This window comes from Streptomyces sp. 11-1-2 (genome assembly GCF_003595545.1).
Taxonomy (GTDB): domain Bacteria; phylum Actinomycetota; class Actinomycetes; order Streptomycetales; family Streptomycetaceae; genus Streptomyces; species Streptomyces hygroscopicus_B.
The window spans coordinates 8,403,626-8,423,143 of record NZ_CP022545.1; the positions used below are offsets into that span (position 1 = coordinate 8,403,626).

12 protein-coding genes are annotated in these 19,518 nt (G+C 70.6%); 4 read left to right on the plus strand and 8 right to left on the minus strand.

Features of this window, described 5'->3' with window-relative positions:
- The 5 genes from CGL27_RS36105 to CGL27_RS36125 all read right to left on the minus strand — a co-directional run bounded on the left by CGL27_RS36105 (position 1) and on the right by CGL27_RS36125 (position 8,110).
- Entirely contained in the window at positions 1–507 is a 507-nt protein-coding gene (locus tag CGL27_RS36105) for a MaoC family dehydratase (protein WP_078640333.1), read from the minus strand.
- A 3-nt stretch (positions 508–510) separates the two neighbouring features.
- Positions 511–1,491, minus strand: a complete 981-nt coding sequence (locus CGL27_RS36110; protein ID WP_119991936.1) for a CoA ester lyase — start codon at positions 1,489–1,491, stop codon at positions 511–513.
- On the minus strand, positions 1,488–3,506 hold the full coding sequence (locus tag CGL27_RS36115) for a protein meaA (RefSeq protein ID WP_119991937.1): 2,019 nt from the start codon (positions 3,504–3,506) through the stop codon (positions 1,488–1,490). The genes CGL27_RS36110 and CGL27_RS36115 overlap by 4 nt, the downstream gene beginning before the upstream one ends.
- Entirely contained in the window at positions 3,506–4,876 is a 1,371-nt protein-coding gene (gene ccrA / locus CGL27_RS36120; RefSeq protein WP_119991938.1) for a crotonyl-CoA carboxylase/reductase, read from the minus strand. The genes CGL27_RS36115 and ccrA overlap by 1 nt, the downstream gene beginning before the upstream one ends.
- A 366-nt stretch (positions 4,877–5,242) precedes the next feature.
- On the minus strand, positions 5,243–8,110 hold the full coding sequence (locus CGL27_RS36125) for a twin-arginine translocation signal domain-containing protein (RefSeq protein WP_119991939.1): 2,868 nt from the start codon (positions 8,108–8,110) through the stop codon (positions 5,243–5,245).
- A gap of 149 nt (positions 8,111–8,259) precedes the next feature.
- Between CGL27_RS36125 and CGL27_RS36130 the strand changes: the two genes are divergently transcribed.
- Positions 8,260–10,110: a glycoside hydrolase family 97 protein gene (locus tag CGL27_RS36130; protein WP_119991940.1), complete on the plus strand. Its 1,851-nt coding sequence runs from the start codon at positions 8,260–8,262 to the stop codon at positions 10,108–10,110.
- A gap of 848 nt (positions 10,111–10,958) precedes the next feature.
- Here CGL27_RS36130 and CGL27_RS36135 read toward each other — a convergent pair.
- The gene (locus CGL27_RS36135) at positions 10,959–11,783 is read right to left on the minus strand and encodes a TetR family transcriptional regulator (protein WP_119991941.1); all 825 of its coding nucleotides are present in this window, start codon (positions 11,781–11,783) and stop codon (positions 10,959–10,961) included.
- Positions 11,784–11,898: 115 nt separating this feature from the next.
- On the minus strand, positions 11,899–13,737 hold the full coding sequence (locus CGL27_RS36140; RefSeq protein ID WP_119991942.1) for a 3-hydroxybutyryl-CoA dehydrogenase: 1,839 nt from the start codon (positions 13,735–13,737) through the stop codon (positions 11,899–11,901).
- Positions 13,738–14,131: 394 nt separating this feature from the next.
- Between CGL27_RS36140 and CGL27_RS36145 the strand changes: the two genes are divergently transcribed.
- A complete protein-coding gene (locus tag CGL27_RS36145) occupies positions 14,132–14,812 on the plus strand; it encodes a HEAT repeat domain-containing protein (protein WP_119991943.1) in 681 nt (226 codons plus the stop codon).
- 76 nt (positions 14,813–14,888) lie between these two features.
- On the opposite strand, the gene CGL27_RS36150 is transcribed toward CGL27_RS36145, so the two are convergent.
- A complete protein-coding gene (locus CGL27_RS36150) occupies positions 14,889–15,932 on the minus strand; it encodes an Rv2578c family radical SAM protein (RefSeq protein WP_119991944.1) in 1,044 nt (347 codons plus the stop codon).
- A 158-nt stretch (positions 15,933–16,090) separates the two neighbouring features.
- Here CGL27_RS36150 and CGL27_RS36155 point away from each other — a divergent pair, with 158 nt between their 5' ends.
- Complete coding sequence (locus tag CGL27_RS36155; RefSeq protein WP_119991945.1) at positions 16,091–16,543, plus strand: SRPBCC family protein; 453 nt, start codon at positions 16,091–16,093, stop codon at positions 16,541–16,543.
- A gap of 367 nt (positions 16,544–16,910) precedes the next feature.
- A complete protein-coding gene (locus tag CGL27_RS36160; RefSeq protein WP_240451039.1) occupies positions 16,911–19,301 on the plus strand; it encodes an MFS transporter in 2,391 nt (796 codons plus the stop codon).
- The last annotated feature ends 217 nt before the right edge of the window (positions 19,302–19,518 follow it).

Sequence of the window (19,518 nt, forward strand, 5' to 3'; positions counted from 1 at the left end):
TCACTGCTCTCCCAGCTCCGGGCGGCCCGGCTGCTCGCCGCCCCGCTCCTTGATGTACGTGGCGGTCGGCACCATCACCTTGCGCCGGAAGATGCAGACCAGGGTGCCGTCCTGCTTGTAGCCCTTGGTCTCCACATGCACGATGCCCCGGTCCGTCTTGGACTTCGACGGCGTCTTGTCGAGGACCGTCGTCTCGCCGTAGATCGTGTCGCCGTGGAAGGTGGGCGCGACATGCCGTAGCGACTCGACCTCCAGATTGGCGATGGCCTTTCCGGAGACATCGGGGACGGACATCCCCAGGAGCAGTGAGTAGATGTAGTTCCCGACCACCACGTTTTTGCCGAAATCGGTCGTCTTCTCGGCGTAGTTGCTGTCCATGTGCAGCGGGTGGTGGTTCATGGTGAGCAGACAGAAAAGGTGGTCGTCGTACTCGGTGACCGTCTTCCCCGGCCAGTGCCGGTAGACGTCGCCCACCGTGAACTCCTCATAGGTACGGCCGAACTGCATGGCTCATGCCTCCGGGGGCTGGAAGGTGGACGTACGGGTCATCCCGGCCGCGCGGCCCTTGCCCGCGACGACCAGGGCCATCTTGCGGCTGGCCTCGTCGATCATCTCGTCGCCGAGCATCGCCGAGCCCTTCATGCCGCCTTCCGCCGAGGTGCAGTAGTCATAGGCGTCCAGGATCAGCTCGGCGTGGTCGTAGTCCTCCTGGGACGGCGAGAAGACCTCGTTGGCCGCCTCCACCTGGCCGGGGTGCAGCACCCACTTGCCGTCGTAGCCGAGGGCGGCCGCGCGCCCGGCCACCTCGCGGAAGCCGTCCACGTTCCGGATCTGCAGGTAGGGGCCGTCGATCGCCTGGAGGTCATGGGTGCGGGCCGCCATCAGGATCCGCATCAGGATGTAGTGATAGGCGTCCGCCGGATAGCCGGGCGGCTGCTCGCCCACGACCAGCGACTTCATGTTGATGGACGCCATGAAGTCGGCCGGGCCGAAGACGATGGTCTCCAGGCGCGACGAGGCGCCCGCGATCTCGTCCACGTTGACCAGGCCCTTGGCGTTCTCGATCTGCGCCTCGATGCCGATCCGCCCGACCTCGAAGCCCATCGTCTTCTCGATCTGGGTGAGCAGCAGGTCCAGCGCGATCACCTGCTGGGCGTCCTGCACCTTGGGCAGCATGATGCAGTCCAGGTTGGGACCCGCGCCCTCGACAACCGTGATGACGTCCCGGTACGTCCAGTGGGTGGTCCAGTCGTTGACCCGCACCACCCGGGTCTTACCGGTCCAGTCGCCCTCGTTCAGCGCTTTGACGATGGTGTGCCGGGCGTCCTCCTTGGCCAGCGGCGCACAGGCGTCCTCCAGGTCCAGGAAGACCTGGTCGGCCGCGAGCCCCTGGGCCTTCTCCAGGAAGCGCGGATTGGAGCCGGGGACGGCCAGGCAGGAGCGGCGAGGGCGCAGACGGGGCGCGGCATCTGCGCGGTCGGGGGCGGTCATACGAGAACCTCCAGAGGGGGAAGCGTGTTCGCGGCGCGGATCTCATCGACAATACGGCCGATGATCTCCGTGATACCGAAGTCCTTTGGGGTGAAAACGGCGGCGACACCCGCGGCCCGCAGCGCGGCCGCGTCCGTGGCCGGGATGATCCCGCCGACGATGACGGGGATCTCCTGGGCGCCCGCGTCGCGCAGCCGCACCAGGACGTCCGGCACCAGCTCGGCATGCGAACCGGACAGGATGGACAGGCCGACGCAGTGCACATCCTCGGCCACGGCCGCCGAGACGATCTGCTCGGGGGTGAGCCGGATCCCCTGGTAGACCACCTCGAAACCGGCGTCCCTGGCCCGTACGGCGATCTGCTCGGCGCCGTTGCTGTGCCCGTCCAGACCGGGCTTGCCGACCAGCAGCCGCAGCCTGCCGCCGCCGAGCTCGGCCGCCGTCTTCTCGACCTTCTCGCGGACGGAGGACAGCAGGGAGCCCGCCTCCGTGGCGACGGCCAGGGGCGCGCCGCCGACCCCGGTGGGGGCGCGGTACTCGCCGAAGACATCGCGCAGCGCCCAGGACCACTCCCCGGTGGTCACGCCCGCGCGGGCACAGGCCAGGGTCGCCGGCATCAGGTTCTCGGTCCCCGCGGCGGCCTTACGGAGGGCGGTGAGGGCCTCCTGGGCGGGGCCCTCGTCGCGCCGCTCGCGCCAGGCGTGCAGGGCCGAGACCACCCGCGCCTCGTTCTCCGGGTCCACCGTCATGATCGCGGTGTCGAGATCGGCGGTGAGCGGATTGGGCTCGGTGGACTCGTAGCAGTTGACGCCGATGATCTTCTCTTCGCCCGCCTCGATCCGCGCCCGGCGCTCGGAGTGGGAGGCCACGAGCTGCGCCTTGAGGTAGCCGGACTCGACGGCGGCCATCGCCCCGCCCATCTTCTCGATCCGCTCGATCTCGGCCTCGGTCTCCTCGACCAGCGCGGCGACCTTGACCTCGATCACATGGGAGCCCTCGAAGATGTCGTCGTACTCCAGCAGATCGCTCTCCAGGGCGAGGACCTGCTGGATGCGCAGCGACCACTGCTGGTCCCAGGGGCGGGGGAGGCCCAGCGCCTCGTTCCAGGCCGGGAGCTGGACGGCGCGGGCGCGGGCGTCCTTGGAGAGGGTGACGGCCAGCATCTCCAGGACGATGCGCTGGACGTTGTTCTCCGGCTGGGCCTCGGTCAGGCCGAGCGAGTTCACCTGGACGCCGTAGCGGAACCGGCGCTGTTTGGGGTTCTCGATGCCGTACCGCTCACGGGTGATCCGGTCCCAGATGCGGCCGAAGGCGCGCATCTTGCACATCTCCTCGATGAAGCGGACGCCCGCGTTCACGAAGAAGGAGATCCGGGCCACCACGTCGCCCTTACGGTCCTCGGGAACCTGGCCGGAGGCGAACACCGCGTCCAGGACGGCGATCGCCGTGGACATCGCGAAGGCGATCTCCTGCACCGGAGTGGCCCCGGCCTCCTGCAAGTGGTAACTGCAGATGTTGATCGGGTTCCACTTGGGGATGTGGTTCACCGTGTACGCGATCATGTCGGTGGTCAGCCGCAGGCTCGGACCCGGCGGAAAGACATGCGTACCGCGCGAGAGGTACTCCTTGACGATGTCGTTCTGCGTCGTCCCCTGGAGCTTGCCGATGTCCGCGCCGTGCTCCTCCGCGACGACCTGATACAGCGCCAGCAGCCACATCGCGGTCGCGTTGATGGTCATGGAGGTGTTCATCCGCTCCAGGGGGATCTCCTGGAACAGCCGCCGCATGTCGCCCAGATGCGAGACCGGGACCCCGACCCGGCCCACCTCGCCGCGGGCGAGGATGTGGTCGGGGTCGTAGCCGGTCTGGGTGGGCAGGTCGAAGGCGACCGAGAGCCCGGTCTGGCCCTTGGCCAGGTTGCGCCGGTACAGCTCGTTGGACGCCTCGGCGGTGGAGTGCCCGGCGTAGGTGCGCATCAGCCAGGGCCGGTCCTTGGGGCGGGGTGTGCCACTCATCAGATGTCCCGGCTGTGCTTGTTGGTCCGCTCCGAGGAGTCGCGGAATAGGTTGATGGCGTCGATGTGCTGCTCGCGCATCGCCTGGTCGCGCACGCCCATGCCCTCCTCGGGGGCCAGGCACAGCACGCCGACCTTGCCCTGGTGGAGGTTGCGGTGGACGTCGTGCGCGGCCTGTCCGGTGTCCTCCAGCCGGTAGGTCCTGGACAGCGTCGGGTGGATCTTGCCCTTGGCGATCAGGCGGTTGGCCTCCCACGCCTCGCGGTAGTTGGCGAAGTGCGAGCCGATGATCCGCTTGAGCTGCATCCACAGGTAGCGGTTGTCGTACTCGTGGGTGTAGCCGGAGGTCGACGCGCAGGTGACGATCGTGCCGCCCTTACGGGTGACATAGACCGAGGCGCCGAAGGTCTCCCGGCCCGGGTGCTCGAAGACGATGTCCACGTCCTCGCCGCCGGTCAGCTCGCGGATCTTCTTGCCGAACCGCTTCCACTCGCGCGGGTCCTGGGTGCCGTCGTCCTTCCAGAACGCGTAGTCCTCCGCCGTGCGGTCGATGATCGCCTCGGCGCCCATCCGCCGGCAGATCTCGGCCTTCTGCGGCGAGGAGACCACGCAGACCGGATTGGCCCCGCCGGCCAGCGCGAACTGGGTGGCGTAGGAGCCGAGCCCGCCGCTCGCGCCCCAGATCAGGACGTTGTCGCCCTGCTTCATCCCGGCGCCGTTACGGGAGACGAGCTGCCGGTAGGCGGTGGAGTTGACCAGGCCCGGGGCGGCCGCCTCCTCCCAGCTCAGATGCTTGGGCTTGGGCATCAGCTGGTTGGACTTGACCAGGGCGATCTCGGCGAGCCCGCCGAAGTTGGTCTCGAAGCCCCAGATGCGCTGCTCGGGGTCGAGCATGGTGTCGTTGTGGCCGTCGGAGCTCTCCAGTTCGACCGACAGACAGTGCGCGACGACCTCGGCGCCCGGCTGCCAGGCGTTCACACCGGGGCCGGTGCGCAGCACGACGCCCGCGAGGTCGGAGCCGATGATGTGGTACGGCAGATCGTGCCGCTTGGCCAGGGGGGAGAGCTTGCCGTACCGCTCCAGGAAACCGAAGGTCGGCAGCGGTTCGAAGATCGAGGTCCACACGGAGTTGTAGTTGACCGAGCTGGCCATCACGGCGACGAGTGCCTCTCCGGGGCCGAGCTCCGGCACCGGCACCTCGTCCACGTGCAACGACTTGCGGGGGTCCTTCTCCCGGGTGGTGAGGCCCGCGAACATCTCGGCCTCGTCCTTGCGCACGGTCACCGCGCGGTACGACTCGGGGATGCGCAGTGACGCGAAGTCCTCGGGTGCTGTGTCCGACGCCAGGATCGCGTCAAGTATCTCGTTCATCGGTGCCTCCGGCGAGGCGTCCAGGGGGGACGCCTGAGGGAACGCTGGGCTCGTGACGGGTGATGCTGATGCGGTGCCGTCGGTTCGGCGGAGGTGGTGCTCGATGCGGCGCGGGTGGCGCCGGTTGCCTGGTGACGCAGGCGTTGTCCGGGCGCACAAAGCGGTTTGCGGGGACAGCCGACGCACGAAGGTTGGCAGTGCGCCGGCCGCCCGGACTCCACTCACGGTATGGCACGCTGTGCCACCTCGCAAGACACTGCGTGCCAACAAATTCCCTCAGTTGTCATCTCGGCTGCACACATGAGCAATAACGGCCGCCCTGGGCGGGGCGGCCGTCACGGTGGGTATGCGGTTATGCGCGTTTCGTCAGTCGTTTTTCTCCAGCGAGAGCGCGAAGACATGGGCCCGTGCGGTGCCCGAGGGGGCGGTCAGCGTGATCGCCGACAGCTCCTTGGCCGGGTCCAGCTCCACCACCTGGTGGAAGATCGCGGCCCTGGTGCCCAACGGGCCGGTGCGGGTGTGGATCTGGCCGGTCCGCACCGCCTCCGTCTCGCCGTACGCCGGACCCGACATCCAGCCCGTGAGCTGGATGGTCAGCGTGTCCGTGGAGCCGTCGGCGTACGTGGCCCGGGCGGGCACGGACACATTGCCGGTGTCGCCCGCGCCCAGTACATGCAGCTTCGTGTAGCTGCCCGCCGGGACCGTGATCTGCTGGCCCGCCGCGATGACGTTGTTGTCGGAGCCCTCGCTGCCGTTGGTGAACGCGAAGGTGATCCCGTCGTCCTCGGTCTGCCCGGTCTGCGGGAGCTGCGCCATCGGATAGGTGCGGCCCGCACCGTCGAAGTCGCCGTCCCCGTAGTACATCTCGGTGGTGATGGCGTCGTTGTCGAAGTGCCCGGTCAGATCGAGCTGGGTGACCGCGCCCGCCTGCGGCAGCTCCGGCAGGCCCCAGGGCTCGGCCGGGGTGGTGACCTTCACCGGGGCGATCCGGAAGTCCGGCCGGGTGCCCGCCGGATAGATCACTGCCTCGTCCTCCCGGTCCAGCTCCAGCTCGATCTCGCCGTTCCCCAGGTCACGCCACTTCGGCGCGGGGCCCCCGACCCCGGCGACCGCGACCCGGCCGCCGATCGAGTGGCGGACCCGGCACGGCTCCCCGGCCAGGCTGCGTACCCGCACCCAGCGCGTCCTGCCGCCCGTCCGCACCGCGCTGACCAGGAACGCGCCCTCGGTACGGAAGTCGTGCAGGGTGACGTCCTGCCACTCGCCCGGCACCCCGGGAAAGAAGCGGATGGTCCCGCCCCAGCTCTGGCAGAGCATGTCGTGGATGGCCTGCGCACCCGACAGCGGGGTCTCGATCACCGGACCCGCCTCGTAGTAGTGCGTATTGGGCTGGATGAACCGCGCCACCAGCTCCCGCAGATACCTCAGCGCGTCATCGCCGCGCCCCATCTGGGTCGAGATCGAGGCCGCGCCCGAGAAGCTGTAGCCGCGCAGCGCGCCCTCGAAGCTGATCCAGTGCTTCAGCGAGCGGGCGATCAGGTCCCGGTGCTCCTGCTGGTCCCAATTGACCAGGTAGAGCGGGTAGACCGAGAGCATATGGGAGTAGTGGCGGTGGGACTTGGCGAACGGGACACCGGTGCCGATCATGAAGCCGTTCTCGTCCACCGGATAGTCGACGAGCTTCTCCAGCACCTCGCGCCACTTGGGCACCAGCGGATCGTCCTTGTCCAGCAACTCGACCGTCGTCAGCAGGGTCTGGCAGGACCAGCGCAGCAGCGCCAGGTCGTAGTTGCAGTCCGGGGCCGCGCCGTATTCCGGGGAGAAGGTCTTCGGCAGATGCAGCTTGCCGTCCGACTGCTCGGTGAGAAAGTGCAGGTAGTAGTTGGTGGAGCGGCGCAGCAGCGGATAGAGCACATCCTCCAGCACGCCCCGGTCCATGGTGTGGCGGTAGGTCAGCCAGACGTTGTGCAGCGCCCAGGGCAGATCGCCGACCTCGGGGGAGTCCCCGACGCCGGGCACCGGGACCGTGCCGTTGTCCTCGCACTGTGCGTCCGTGGAGCGGCGCAGCCCGGCCGAGTCGGCGCGGTACTCGGGCCCCAGCCCGCCGATGAGCACATCGGTGTTCTCGGCGAGGGTGCGCGGAATCGCGTCCAGCTCCAGGTGGTTGGAGCCGTAGACCGGCCAGTACTCGAGCTGGACGTTGAGGTTCCACCACACGCCGGGCCAGGGGGTCGGCTCCACCCACGGGCCGGTGGTGGCCATGACGGGCGCGTGCTCACGAGCGGCGCAGGCCAGCTTGTAGAGCTGGATCCAGTAGAAGCTCTGCAGCATCCCGTCGGGCACCGAGATGAAGCTCTTGCGGTAGAAGCGGTGCCACCACTCGTAGTGGGTGCGCCGCAGGCTGGAGACCGGCAGCGCCGACGCCTTGCGCACGGTGGTCCGGGCCCGGCCCTCCGCGTCCGTACCGGGGTGGGAGTGCGCCACGGCCAGGTAGTACGTGCGCTCCCGGCCGCTGCCGCGCTGCCGGTACGCGCTCACCGTCTGCCCGCCCGCCACCAGCGACTGGACGGTGCTGCCGAGCCCGTCCTCGGTGCGCGTGACCGGGGCCGGGTTGGGCTCGAAGCCCTTGGGCGGATCCTCGCGGACGATGCGCGGGCTGACCGCCGGTGACGGCTTGAACTCCCAGCGGAATCCCTCCTCGCCGGCGCTCGCCTCGACGGTGGCCAGCAGCATGGTGCGGTCGTTGTGCACCAGGGCGCGGAGCTCGAGCTTTCCCTTGTCCGTGGTGATCGTGCCGCGCAGTTCGGCGTTCCACAGATCCAGTCGCAGATCGACGCCGGTGATGGCGCCGACCGGGCGCAGCAGCAGATTGCCGACCGGAAGCCGTGCCACCCCCCAGTCGCTGCCGCCTTCGGTGGGCCGGTGGTCCTGCACCTCGCTGTGGTGGATGGTGAAGCGCAGCGCGTTCTCGCCGGGCTCCTGATAGATCATCGAGCCGAGCAGCCCATTGCCCAGGAACGGCCCCTCGTACCAGGTTCTCGGCAAGCGCTTCCAGATCAGATCCTGGCCGCCCAGAAAGCGCTCCCACTCCCGGTCGGTACGCATGCCCCGCAGGGCCACCGACTGCTGTGGCTGTGCGGCCGCCTCCTGTTCGGGGAGGGCCGCGCCGACGGCCGTGCTCGCGGCCGCGCCCGCCGCCACCCGGCCCAGGAACCCACGTCTGCTGACTGGCATCCCGATTATCTCCCGTCCCCGAAGCGATCAAATTGATCCGATGATTTGGCTAGACGGGAGCGTAGAAACGGGCTGATGATGCGTCAAGGTAGGGGATTGCTCTGATGTATCGAGCGCCGCATCGAAGTTGCGGTGAACGAGGAGGAACGATGCATACGGCACGATCAAAGGTCACCAGAGCCGTGGCCGCCCTCGCCTGCGCGGCCGCCGTGCTGGTGCCGCTCCGGGCGGCGGCGGCATCGGACGGTCGTGCGCAGGACTGGCGGCTGACCGGAAAGGGGCAGGTCAGCGGCGAGCTCAGGCTGAGCAACGAGGGCGGGCTGACGCTGGCCGCGCGCCATGGCGCCACCACCGTGCTGCGGCCGTCGGGCCTGGGTATCCGCACCGCGGAGACCGATTTCAGCAAGGGCTTGCGGTTCGCGGGGCGCAGCGACCGTAAGGTCCACGAGACCTATACGACCACCACCGGCCGCCGCACCCAGCACACCTCCGACGCCTCCGAGTCGACCTTCACCTTCCGCAAGGACGGGCGGACGCTGAAGGTGATCATCCGGGTCTCGGCCGAGGGGCTGGCCTACCGCTATGTGGTGCCGGACAAGGGGACGGTCACCGTCCTCGGCGAGCACTCGGAGTTCGCCGTCCCGCCGTCCGCCGACTCCTTCCTCCTGCCGTACGACAACGGCCGCCAGGACTACGAATCCGCCCATGACCACGGCAAGGTCGCCGACGCCAAGGCGGGCGACTACGGCTATCCGTCGCTCTTCCACATCGGCAAGAGCTGGATGCTGATCGAGGAAGCGGACCTGAACAGCTCGTACGGCGGCTCCCGGCTCGCCCTCGACTCCGCCACCGACCGCTTCAAGCTCACCCTCCCCGACCCCGCCGAGGTCAGCGGCCCCGGGCTGACCACGCCCTGGCGCACCATGGTCATCGGGGACCTCGCCACCGTCACCGAGAGCGATCTGCCGACCGATCTGGCCGCCCCCTCGAAGGTCGCCGACACCTCATGGATCAAACCGGGCCGGGCGGCGTGGTCCTGGTGGTCCGACGGGCAGAGCCCGACCAGCCTGGACGCCCAGAAGAAGTTCGTGGACTTCGCGTCGCGTGAGGGCTGGGAGTACATCCTGGTGGACTCCGGCTGGAGCGACTCCTGGATGCCCGAGCTGACCGCGTACGCCAAGGAGAAGGGCGTCGGCGTCTGGCTGTGGGCCCGCTGGCAGACCATCGACGCGCAGAGCGAGCGCGACCGGCTCTTCCCGCTGTGGAAGTCCTGGGGGATCGCCGGGCTGAAGATCGACTTCCTGGAGTCGGACGGCCAGGACCGGATGCGCTGGTACGACGCGGTCTTCAAGGACAGCGCCCGGAACCAGCTGATGCTGAACTTCCACGGCGCCACCATCCCGCGCGGCCAGGAGCGGACCTGGCCGCAGCTGATGAGCACCGAGGCGGTCAAGGGCGCCGAGGGCACCCGCCCCAAGCCGGGCCGCCAGCCCTTCCCGGCGGCGCACTACACGACCCTGCCCTTCACCCGGAACCTCATCGGGCCCATGGACTTCACACCGGTGACCTTCACAGGCGTGCGGCCCACGAGTGACGCGGCCGAACTCGCGCTCTCGGTCGTCTACGAGTCCGGCGTGCAGCACTTCGCCGACAGCGTGGAGTCCTACGAGAGCCGGCCGGTGGAGCTGAAGTTCCTGAACCAGGTGCCCACGGTGTGGGACGAGACGCGGCTGGTCGACGGCGACCCCGGCGACCGCGCCGTCCTGGCCCGCCGCTCCGGCGACACCTGGTACCTGGGCGCGATCACCTCGGGCGCGGCCCGCACGCTGGACGAGCCGCTGAGCTTCCTCGGCAAGGGCAGTTGGCGGATCGAGGTGTGGAAGGACGGTCCGGACGGCAAGGTCGTCACCGAAACCCACGAGGTCACACGGGACTCGCGGCTCTCGGTGGACGTCCCGAAGAACGGCGGCTTCGCCGCGAAGCTCACCAAGACCGGCTGACGCGCCCGACCCGCCCCGGCACCGGGGCGGGTCGCGGCCCGGCGGGGGCGGGGCCTTCCTGTGGGGGGCGGGCCCCGCCCCTCCCTCCGCCGCGACGGAGCCGTCCGCATGGGCGGGCCACCCCGGCCGAAGACCCGCCCGGCGCTGCGCGTGCGCCCGGGCCGGTCGCGGGGCTACCGCTGGGCCGGCCCCACGACGGCAAGCGGCGGCGGATAGCCGCCAGCGGGACGGCCGCGCCCACCCAACACCCGGCCCCCGGGCTGAACGTGGAACGGACGGGTGCCCTGGGCCACCGGCGGGTGGCCGCGAGACGGCGAGACGGCCGCGCCCACCCAACACCCGGCCCCCGGGCTGAACGTGGAACGGACGGGTGCCCTGTGCCACCGACGGGGAGCCGCGAGACGGCGAGACGGCCGCGCCCACCCAACACCCGGCCCCCGGGCTGAACGTGGAACGGACGGGCGCCCTGTGCCACCGATGGGGAGCCGCCGACGAGACGGGAGGGGGTGGGGTCGCAGGGGTGGTGTCCTGGACGCTTTCGCATATTTGTGGCGCCAATCCCCGGCCCACTCCACGCCCCCGGGCACCGGCGCCGTAAATATGCGGTCCAGGGCGCCGCACCGGAGGCCCCGCCCCCGGCACCCACCACCCAACGGACCGCGCACCCCGCACGCGCCGCACCGGAGGCCCCGCCCCCGCCACTCACGACACACCCCGGCGCACCACCCCGGCGCACCACCCCGGCGCACCACCCCGGCCCAAGACGTGGGCCACCCGGTCCGGGAGGCGAGCCCGGACCGGGTGGCGAACCTCAAGCGCCAGCGCCAGCGCCAGCGCCAGCGCCAGCGCTACCGCTTGAGCGCTTCCTTGATCGTGCGCATCACCTCGGCCAGCGGCGCGTCCGTCCGCGCCACCATCACCACCACCTCGTCCTCGTCCGTCGCCGACACCGTCGCCGCGGGACGGCTGCCGGACGGGACGGGGCGGGCGCCGATGCCGCTCCCGAAGGTTTCGCGGACGATCGCGAAGGCGTGGTCCAGCTGGTTTTCCACATCGCCCTGGCCGCCTGCCCGCAGCCAGCGCCGCAGCACATGGTTGTGGGCCGTGACCACGGCCGACGCGGCCACCTCGGCCAGCAGCGGATCGTCGTCGCCGTCGTGGTGGGCCCCCTCGTCGAAGTGGCCCAGCAGATAGCTGGTGAACAGCCGCTCGTAGCGGGCCACCGAGGCGATCTCCCGCTCCCGCAGCGCCGGTACCTCACGGGTCAGCCGGTAGCGCTCCACGGAGACGGTCGGCGCGCTCGCGTACATCCGCATGACCTCCTTGATCCCGCGGCACACGGTGTCCAGAGGGTGCTCATGCGGAGGCGCCGCGTCCAGCACCGCCGCGGCCCGCACCAGTGTGTCGTCGTGGTCCGGGAAGATCGCCTCTTCCTTGGAGCGGAAGTGCCGGAAGAAGGTGCGGCGGGCCACTCCCGCCCTGGCCGCGATCTCGTCGACGGTCGTCGCCTCGTACCCCTGCGTCGCGAACAACTCCATCGCCGCGGCCGCGAGTTTGCGGCGCATGGACAGACGTTGGGCCGCGGCGCGGCGACTTCCCGCGCTCTCACCGCCACCGGATGAGGGGGATCGCTTCGTACGCTCCGTACGCGTGGCCTTCACGGGCTGGGACATGTGGGGAACGTAACACGCCTGTGAGTGCCGGTGCGGGGGCAGACCGACGGAAGGCTCCAGCAGCCCGCCCCACCCGGAACCGGACTCAGACGGTCCGCCCCACCCGGAGCAGAATTCAGGCTTTTGCATACTCGCGGAAGCCGCGCCCGGTCTTGCGCCCCAGGCACCCCGCGGCCACCAGATGCTCCAGCAGCGGCGCGGGCGCCAGGCCCGGTTCACGGAACTCCCGGTGCAGCACCCGCTCGATGGCCAGCGACACATCGAGCCCCACGACATCGAGCAGTTCGAAGGGCCCCATCGGATAGCCGCCGCCCAGCTTCATCGCGGCGTCGATGGCGTCCGGGGTGGCGTAGTGCTCCTGCACCATCTTCACGGCGTTGTTGAGGTACGGGAACAGCAGGGCGTTCACGATGAAGCCCGCCCGGTCGCCGCAGTCCACCGGATGCTTGCCCACCGCCGCGCACACGGCGTGCGCGGTCGCGCGCACATCGTCCGCGGTCAGCACGGTGCGCACCACCTCGACCAGCTTCATCGCCGGCGCCGGGTTGAAGAAGTGCAGGCCCACCACGTCCTGCGGGCGCGAGGTCGCCCGCGCGCAGGCCACGACGGGCAGCGAGGAGGTGGTCGTGGCCAGCACCGCACCCGGTTTGCAGACCTTGTCGAGCACCTTGAAGAGCTCCTGCTTGACGACCAGATCCTCGGCCACCGCCTCCACGGCCAGATCCACCTCGGCGAACGCGTCGAGTGCGTCGGCCGCGGTGATCCGCTCCAGCGCCTGCTCCCGGGCCCGGCTGGTCATCCGCCCCTTGGACACCGAGCGTTCCAGGGATTTCCCTATACGGGCCTTCGCCCGCTCGGCCTTCTCCAGGGTCCGGCCGGCCAGCACCACCTCCAGGCCCGCCTTCGCGAAGACCTCGGCGATCCCGGAGGCCATCGTGCCCGAGCCGGCGACGCCCACGGCGCGCACCGGACGCGCGCCTTCCGTGGAGTGCCGCACCTCGGCCGTCGCGGCGTCCGGGACGACGGTGGCGCTGCCCGGCGCCTCGTACGTATAGAAGCCGCGGCCCGCCTTACGGCCGGTGAGACCGGCCTCGGAGAGCTGCCCCAGGATGGGCGCGGGCGCGTGCAGCCGGTCGCCGGAGGCGGAGTACATGGCCTCAAGGACGGTACGGGCGGTGTCGATGCCGATCAGGTCGAGCAGGGCCAGCGGGCCCATCGGCAGCCCGCAGCCGAGCCGCATCGCGGCGTCGATGTCCTCCCGCGCCGCGTACTTTGCCTCGTACATCGCCGCGGCCTGGTTGAGATAGCCGAACAGCAGCCCGTCGGCGACGAAGCCGGGCCGGTCGCCGAGCGCCACCGGCTCCTTGCCCAGATCGCGGGCGAGCGCGGTGACCGCCTCGATGGCCGCGGGGGCGGTCAGCACGCTGGAGACGATCTCGACGAGCTTCATCGCGGGCGCCGGATTGAAGAAGTGCAGGCCCAAGACCCGCTCCGGATGGGCGGATTCGGCGGCCAGCCGGGTCACCGACAGCGCGTTGGTGCCGGTCGCGATGATCGCTGAGGGGCTGACGACGGTGTCCAGCGCGGCGAAGACCTCGTGCTTGGTGTCGTAGTCCTCGGGCACCACCTCGATCACCAGCTCCGCGTCGGCGGCGGCGCGCAGATCGGTGGAGACGCGGAAGCGGTCGAGGATCCCGGCGCGCTCCCGCTCGCTGATCCGCTCGCGGTGCACGGCGCGGGCGGTGGCGACCTCGAGCGCGGTGACGGCTCGGCGGCAGGCGCTTTCGTTGAGGTCGACGCCGATCACCTCGCGGCCCGCCCGGGCCAGGATTTCGGCGATGCCGGTGCCCATCGTGCCGAGCCCGACGACGGCGACAGTAGTGAGCGGGGCCCGGGAGGGGGAGAGATCAGAGGGGGACGCAGTGCTGACGCCGGTGTGTGGGAGACGGTCCATCGCGGACTCCAGAGGGTGTTCCCCGCGAAAGGGGATGAAGTGACGACTGAGGGGAGCTCGTGCCATGCCACTGACGCCGTTCACGCCACGCATGCGCGGGGGGCTGACGCGGCTGACACAAATCCCCGATGGAAGGGCTTGCACGCTCCCTTACGGACAGCGCCGTACGGAGGAAACTGCCCGTGGGAGACACCCGGCCGACCCTGTCCCGGGGCCATGCCGTACTCGCTTTTCTGGAAGTGCCGAACCGACGTCACACAAGGCGGCTGCGTCACCAGGCCGCCGGAGCAGGGGTACTGCTCGTGTCGCCATATTAACTCGTGGGTAACCAAGATGCCAGAGCTCATAGTGCGGCCGTGCCCGGGCGCGGCCCACCGGGGAGGGGAGACCTCGTATGGACGAAGAATTCCGGACGCTGACGGAGCGGGTACGGGCCTCGCTCTCAACCCCGCAGGAAACGGCGGCCCATGCCTCGCTGCTCGCGCTCGTACGGCAGGGCACCCCCGCCGCGCGTGAACAGCTCGCCCGCATCCTGGTGGCGCCGGAGCAGCCGCTGTGGGCGCGGGAGACGGCCGCCTTTGTGCTCGGCAGCGCAGGAGACCGCAGGGCCTTCGAAACCCTTGTCCTGCTGCTCAACTACCGCGAGCCGGCCCGCTGTGCGACCGCCGCCCGGGTGCTGGCCCGCCTCGGCGATCCGCGCACCGCGCGGGCCGCCGCCGCCCTGGCCACGAACCCGCTGCGCACCGCGTACTCCCTGCACCCCATCCGGCTGCTGGTGGAGCTGCGGGCCGCCGAGTCCGTGCCGTCCCTGGTCGCCGCGCTGGAAAGGCAGTTGGGGGCCCGTGACCGCCACTGGGCGATCGCCCGCGCCTGCGTCGAGGGCCTGGGCGCGATCGGCGACGAGCGCGCCATCCCGGCGCTGACCGCCGCCGCCCAGCACATACGCCTCAGCGCGGCTGCCGCCGCCGCCCTGGCCCGCATCACCGGCGAAGGCGCCGTCACGGGCGGAGGCGCCCCGGAGCCTGCGGGCAAGGGCGGCGCGGCGGAGAAGGTGGGTGAGGCGCGCGTGCCGTGAGGGACAGCAGGGAAACGGCCCGCCGGGGGGTGCGTGTGCTCACGGCGGTGACGCGCGTGCTCACACACGCGCGTGCTCACAGCAGGGACAGCTGGGCGGGCGCCGGCGGTGAGTCGGCCCGGGCGTCCGGCTTCTCCGGCTCCTCCGGCACATTGCGGTGCGTGCCCGCCGCGTACGGGCCGATGCCGTACTCGGTGGCGAAGTCGTGGACCATCCCGGTGATCCGCCGCTGGTACCACTTCGGGGCGTAGGAGCCGCCCTCGTACAGCGCGTCGTACCGCCGCAGCAGCCGAGGGTGGTGGTGGGTGAGCCAGGTGGTGAACCACTCACGGGCGCCCGGGCGCAGATGGAGCACCAGCGGGGTCACGGAGGTGGCTCCGGCCTGAGCGATCGCCCTTACGGTGGCGCGCAACTGCTCGGGGGAGTCGCCGAGGAAGGGGATCACCGGCGCCATCAGCACGCCGCACGGGATCCCGTGGGAGGACAGCGTCCGTACGACGTCCAGGCGCCGCTCGGGCGAGGGCGTGCCCGGCTCGACGGTGCGCCACAGCTCGCCGTCGGTGAAGCCGACCGAGACCGAGACGCCGATGTCGGTCACGCGTGAGGCCCGCCGCAGCAGCTCCAGATCGCGCAGGATCAGCGTGCCCTTGGTGAGGATCGAGAAGGGGTTGGCGCGCTCCACGAGCGCCGTAAGGATGCCGGGCATCAGCTGGTACCGGCCCTCGGCGCGCTGGTAGCAGTCCACGTTGGTCCCCATGGCGATGTGCTCGCCGGCCCAGCGGCGGGAGGCCAGCTCGCGGCGGAGCAGCTCCGGCGCGTTGGTCTTCACCACGATCTGGGAGTCGAAGCCGGTCCCGGTGTCCAGGTCGAGATAGCTGTGCGTCTTGCGCGCGAAGCAGTAGACGCAGGCGTGGGTGCAGCCGCGGTACGGGTTCACCGTCCACTCGAAGGGCATGCGGGAGGCCCCGGGCACCCGGTTGATGATCGAGCGCGCCCGGATCTCGTGGAAGGTGATCCCGCGGAACTCCGGAGTGTCGAAGGTTCGGGTGGTCACCGCGTCCGCGGCGAAGAGGGCCGGGGTGGCCGATGTGTCGTCTCGGGTCAGGTTGTCCCAGCGCATCGCAGGCACCTCCGGGTCTCGCTCGTACCACAATAGAACACATGTTTGATTGGTTTTCGTCAACCCCCGATTTGGGCGGGTGACCCTGAGGTGGTTGGCTTGCGCTCGTCAAGGCGTCACGGGCTGGGGGCGCCACGTCGAGCGCGGAGGGACATGCGATGGGCCAGGTCGAGGCCACTACGGAGCGGATCGTCACGGGTAAGCCCGAGGACGTGTTCGACGCACTCGCCGACTACCGCGAGACCCGCCCCCGGCTGCTTCCGCAGCAGTTCAGCGAGTACGAGGTGCGCGAGGGCGGCGACGGTGAGGGCACCGTCGTGCACTGGAAGCTCCAGGCCACCAGCAAGCGGGTGCGCGACTGCCTGCTCGAGGTCTCCGAGCCGAGCGACGGCCGGCTTGTCGAGAAGGACCGCAACTCCTCCATGGTCACCACCTGGACGGTCACCCCGTCGGGTGAGGGCAAGTCGCGGGTTGTCGTCACCTCGACCTGGACCGGCGCGAGTGGCATCGGCGGCTTCTTCGAGCGGACCTTCGCCCCCAAGGGACTGGCCCGGATCTACGACGAACTGCTGGCCAAGCTCGCCGCCGAGGCGGCCCAGACCGCCCAGTAGCGCTCGGCGCGTCCTGATCCCGTCCCCCGGACCGAACGTCGCACTCACCGGTTCGGGTGGTTTTCTCCACGGTCCGGCATACCCCCGCACACACTCCCACCGGGGGGAATGCCGTCGATAACCCCTCGTACGTGATTCGTTGCTGTTTGCCCCTGGTTGCGCGTGATGCGAGAAATGGGCGGCGCAGGCGTGACGAGGGGAGAAGGACGTGGGCGGCACCACCGGGACCACCGGGGCCACCGTGCCGAAGCGGCGAGAGAGCCACGAGCGGCACGGGGGGTACGAACCGGCGGGCCCTCCCGCCCACACCACCGACGACGGACCCGACGGGTCCGGGGGCGCCGGGGCGGGCGCGGCACCGCCTCCGGTGGAGGGCGCCGCCCCGGCGCCCACCCCGCTCAGCCCCGCCCGGGTGCGGATGGTCTTCTTCGGGCTGATGCTCGCGCTGCTGCTCGCGGCCCTCGATCAGACCATCGTCGCCACCGCCCTCCCCGAGGTGGTCGGCGAACTCCACGGCCTGGACAAGATGTCCTGGACCGTCACCTCCTACCTCCTCGCGGTCACCATCGTGCTGCCGGTCTACGGCAAGCTGGGCGACCTCATCGGCCGTAAGAGCGTCTTCGTCTTCGCGATCGTCGTCTTCGTCGCCGGATCCGCGCTCGCGGGCTGGTCCCGCACGATGGACGAGCTGATCGCCTTCCGCGCGGTGCAGGGTGTGGGCGCCGGCGGTCTGATGATCGGCGTCCAGGCGATCATGGCCGATATCGTTCCGCCCCGGGAACGCGGCCGCTATATGGGGCTCATCGGCGCCGCGTTCGGCCTCGCCTCGGTGGCCGGGCCGCTGCTCGGCGGGTTCTTCACCGACCATGCCTCCTGGCGCTGGTGCTTCTATGTCAACGTCCCCTTCGGGCTGGTCACCCTCGCCGTCGTGGCCGCCGTCCTCAAAGTCCCGGAGCCGCCGCGGCGGGCGCGCTTCGACTATCTGGGCGCGCTGTTCCTGTCGCTGTTCTCCACCTGCGCGGTGCTGCTGACGAGTTGGGGCGGCACGGAGTACGCGTGGGGCTCCCGCGTCATCCTCGGGCTCGCCCTGGGGGCGGCGGGTTCGGCGATCCTCTTCGTCGTCGTGGAGTGCGTCGTCCCCGAACCGATCATCCCCATGCGGCTCTTCCGCGACTCGGTCTTCTGCGTCAGCGGGCTGATCGGCGCCGTCATCGGCGTCGCCCTCTTCGGCGCCGCCAGCTATCTGCCGACCTTCCTGCAGATGGTCGACGGCGTCTCGGCCACCGAGTCGGGGCTGCTGATGGTGCCCATGATGGGCGGCATGGTGCTGGCCTCGATCATCTCCGGCCAGCTCATCAGCGCCACCGGCCGCTACAAGGTCTTCCCCATCGTCGGCGGGCTGATCTCCGTCGTCGGCATGTGGCTGCTCTCCCGGCTGGAGGAGGACACCTCCCGCCAGGACTACAGCCTGTGGATGGGCGTCCTCGGGCTCGGTCTGGGGCTCGTCCTGCCGGTGCTCATCCTCGCCGTGCAGAACGCCGTGCCCGCGGCCGACCTCGGCTCGGCCACCAGCGCCAACAACTACTTCCGGCAGATCGGCGGCAGCGTCGGCGCGGCCGTCTTCGGCACGCTCTTCGCCAACCGGCTCGCCGACCGCCTCGAGGTCGACCTGCCCTCCGGAGCGGCGTACGGGCGCGGCGGCGACGGAACCGGTCTGCCCGACCCCGACTCGGTCACCCCGCAGATGGTGCACGCGATGCCGGGCGCCCTGCGGGACGGCTACATCGCGGCGTACGCCCACGCCATGCCGCGGATCTTCCTCTATCTCGTGCCGGTGCTCGTCCTGGGCTTCCTGCTCGCCTTCCTCCTGAAGGAGAAACCTCTGGTGTCCCACACCGACTATGCCGTCCAGCAAGACCTGCAAGACCCCGTGGTGCCGGCCGCGCGCACGGGCGCCCGGCACGCCGCGGCGGGCGCGCCCGCCGCGCCGCCACCCTCCGCCGGCGTCCCGGTCTGCGGCACGGTCCAGCACCACGACGGCACCTCGGTCCCACGGGCGGCCCTGACCCTCATCGACATCGGCGGGCGCCAGATCGGGCGCGGTGCCACCGGGGAGGACGGGCGGTACGCGCTGAGCACGCCCGGCGCCGGGTCGTACGTCCTGATCGCGGCGGCCGGCGGTCACCAGCCGCGGGCGGTCAGCGTCACCGTCGGGGACCGGCCGGTCGACCTGGACGTGGTCCTCGGCGGGGCGGGGCGGCTCGCCGGTGCCGTCCTTATGGCGGACGGCACCCCCGTAAGGGAGGCGACCGTCACCCTGACCGATGTGCGCGGCGAGGTCGTCGCGGCGACCCGCAGCGGTCGCGAAGGCGGCTATGTGATGGACGAGTTGGTGGCGGGTGAATACACCCTCGCCGCCAGCGCCCCCGCGTTCCGCCCCGCCGCCCTCCCCGTCTCCGTCCAGGCCGCCCGCGAGACCCGGCAGGACATCGAACTGGCCGGTGGCGCGGTCCTGCGCGGGGTCGTCCGGGCCACCGGCGGCCGGGTGGTGGAGGATGCCCGGGTCACGCTGCTGGACGCGGCGGGCAATGTGGTCGACACGGCGACAACCGGCCCGGACGGCGCGTTCCGCTTCATCGACCTGTCGGCGGGCGAGTACACGGTCATCGCGGCCGGCTACCCGCCGGTGGCGACGGTCCTCCAGGTCGCGGGCGGCGGCCGTACGGAGCGCGATCTCCAACTGGGCTACGAGGACTAGGCCCAGCGCCCTGCCGGGAGGCGCGCCGCGGCGCCTCCCGGCGGCAACTCATTCGCACCCGCACACACATGACACCTATTCGGGTATTGCCTCCCGCGGACGCCCGCAACAGCCGTACCGTGGGTAGCGCTGTCGCAGATCTTGCGTGCGAAGGAGTCTTCCGCCTATGGAGTACGGCACGTCGCGCTGCGACGACGGCCAGGGCGAGCCGCCCGCG

What these genes read in the sequence shown, in the direction of transcription:
- CGL27_RS36125 (WP_119991939.1), bottom strand. Translation starts at nt 8,110, where the DNA reads ATGCCAGTCAGCAGACGTGGGTTCCTGGGCCGGGTGGCGGCGGGCGCG.
- CGL27_RS36130 (WP_119991940.1), top strand. Translation starts at nt 8,260, where the DNA reads ATGCATACGGCACGATCAAAGGTCACCAGAGCCGTGGCCGCCCTCGCC.
- CGL27_RS36115 (WP_119991937.1), bottom strand. Translation starts at nt 3,506, where the DNA reads ATGAGTGGCACACCCCGCCCCAAGGACCGGCCCTGGCTGATGCGCACC.
- ccrA (WP_119991938.1), bottom strand. Translation starts at nt 4,876, where the DNA reads ATGAACGAGATACTTGACGCGATCCTGGCGTCGGACACAGCACCCGAG.
- CGL27_RS36140 (WP_119991942.1), bottom strand. Translation starts at nt 13,737, where the DNA reads ATGGACCGTCTCCCACACACCGGCGTCAGCACTGCGTCCCCCTCTGAT.
- CGL27_RS36105 (WP_078640333.1), bottom strand. Translation starts at nt 507, where the DNA reads ATGCAGTTCGGCCGTACCTATGAGGAGTTCACGGTGGGCGACGTCTAC.
- CGL27_RS36110 (WP_119991936.1), bottom strand. Translation starts at nt 1,491, where the DNA reads ATGACCGCCCCCGACCGCGCAGATGCCGCGCCCCGTCTGCGCCCTCGC.
- CGL27_RS36135 (WP_119991941.1), bottom strand. Translation starts at nt 11,783, where the DNA reads ATGTCCCAGCCCGTGAAGGCCACGCGTACGGAGCGTACGAAGCGATCC.
- CGL27_RS36145 (WP_119991943.1), top strand. Translation starts at nt 14,132, where the DNA reads ATGGACGAAGAATTCCGGACGCTGACGGAGCGGGTACGGGCCTCGCTC.
- CGL27_RS36150 (WP_119991944.1), bottom strand. Translation starts at nt 15,932, where the DNA reads ATGCGCTGGGACAACCTGACCCGAGACGACACATCGGCCACCCCGGCC.
- CGL27_RS36155 (WP_119991945.1), top strand. Translation starts at nt 16,091, where the DNA reads ATGGGCCAGGTCGAGGCCACTACGGAGCGGATCGTCACGGGTAAGCCC.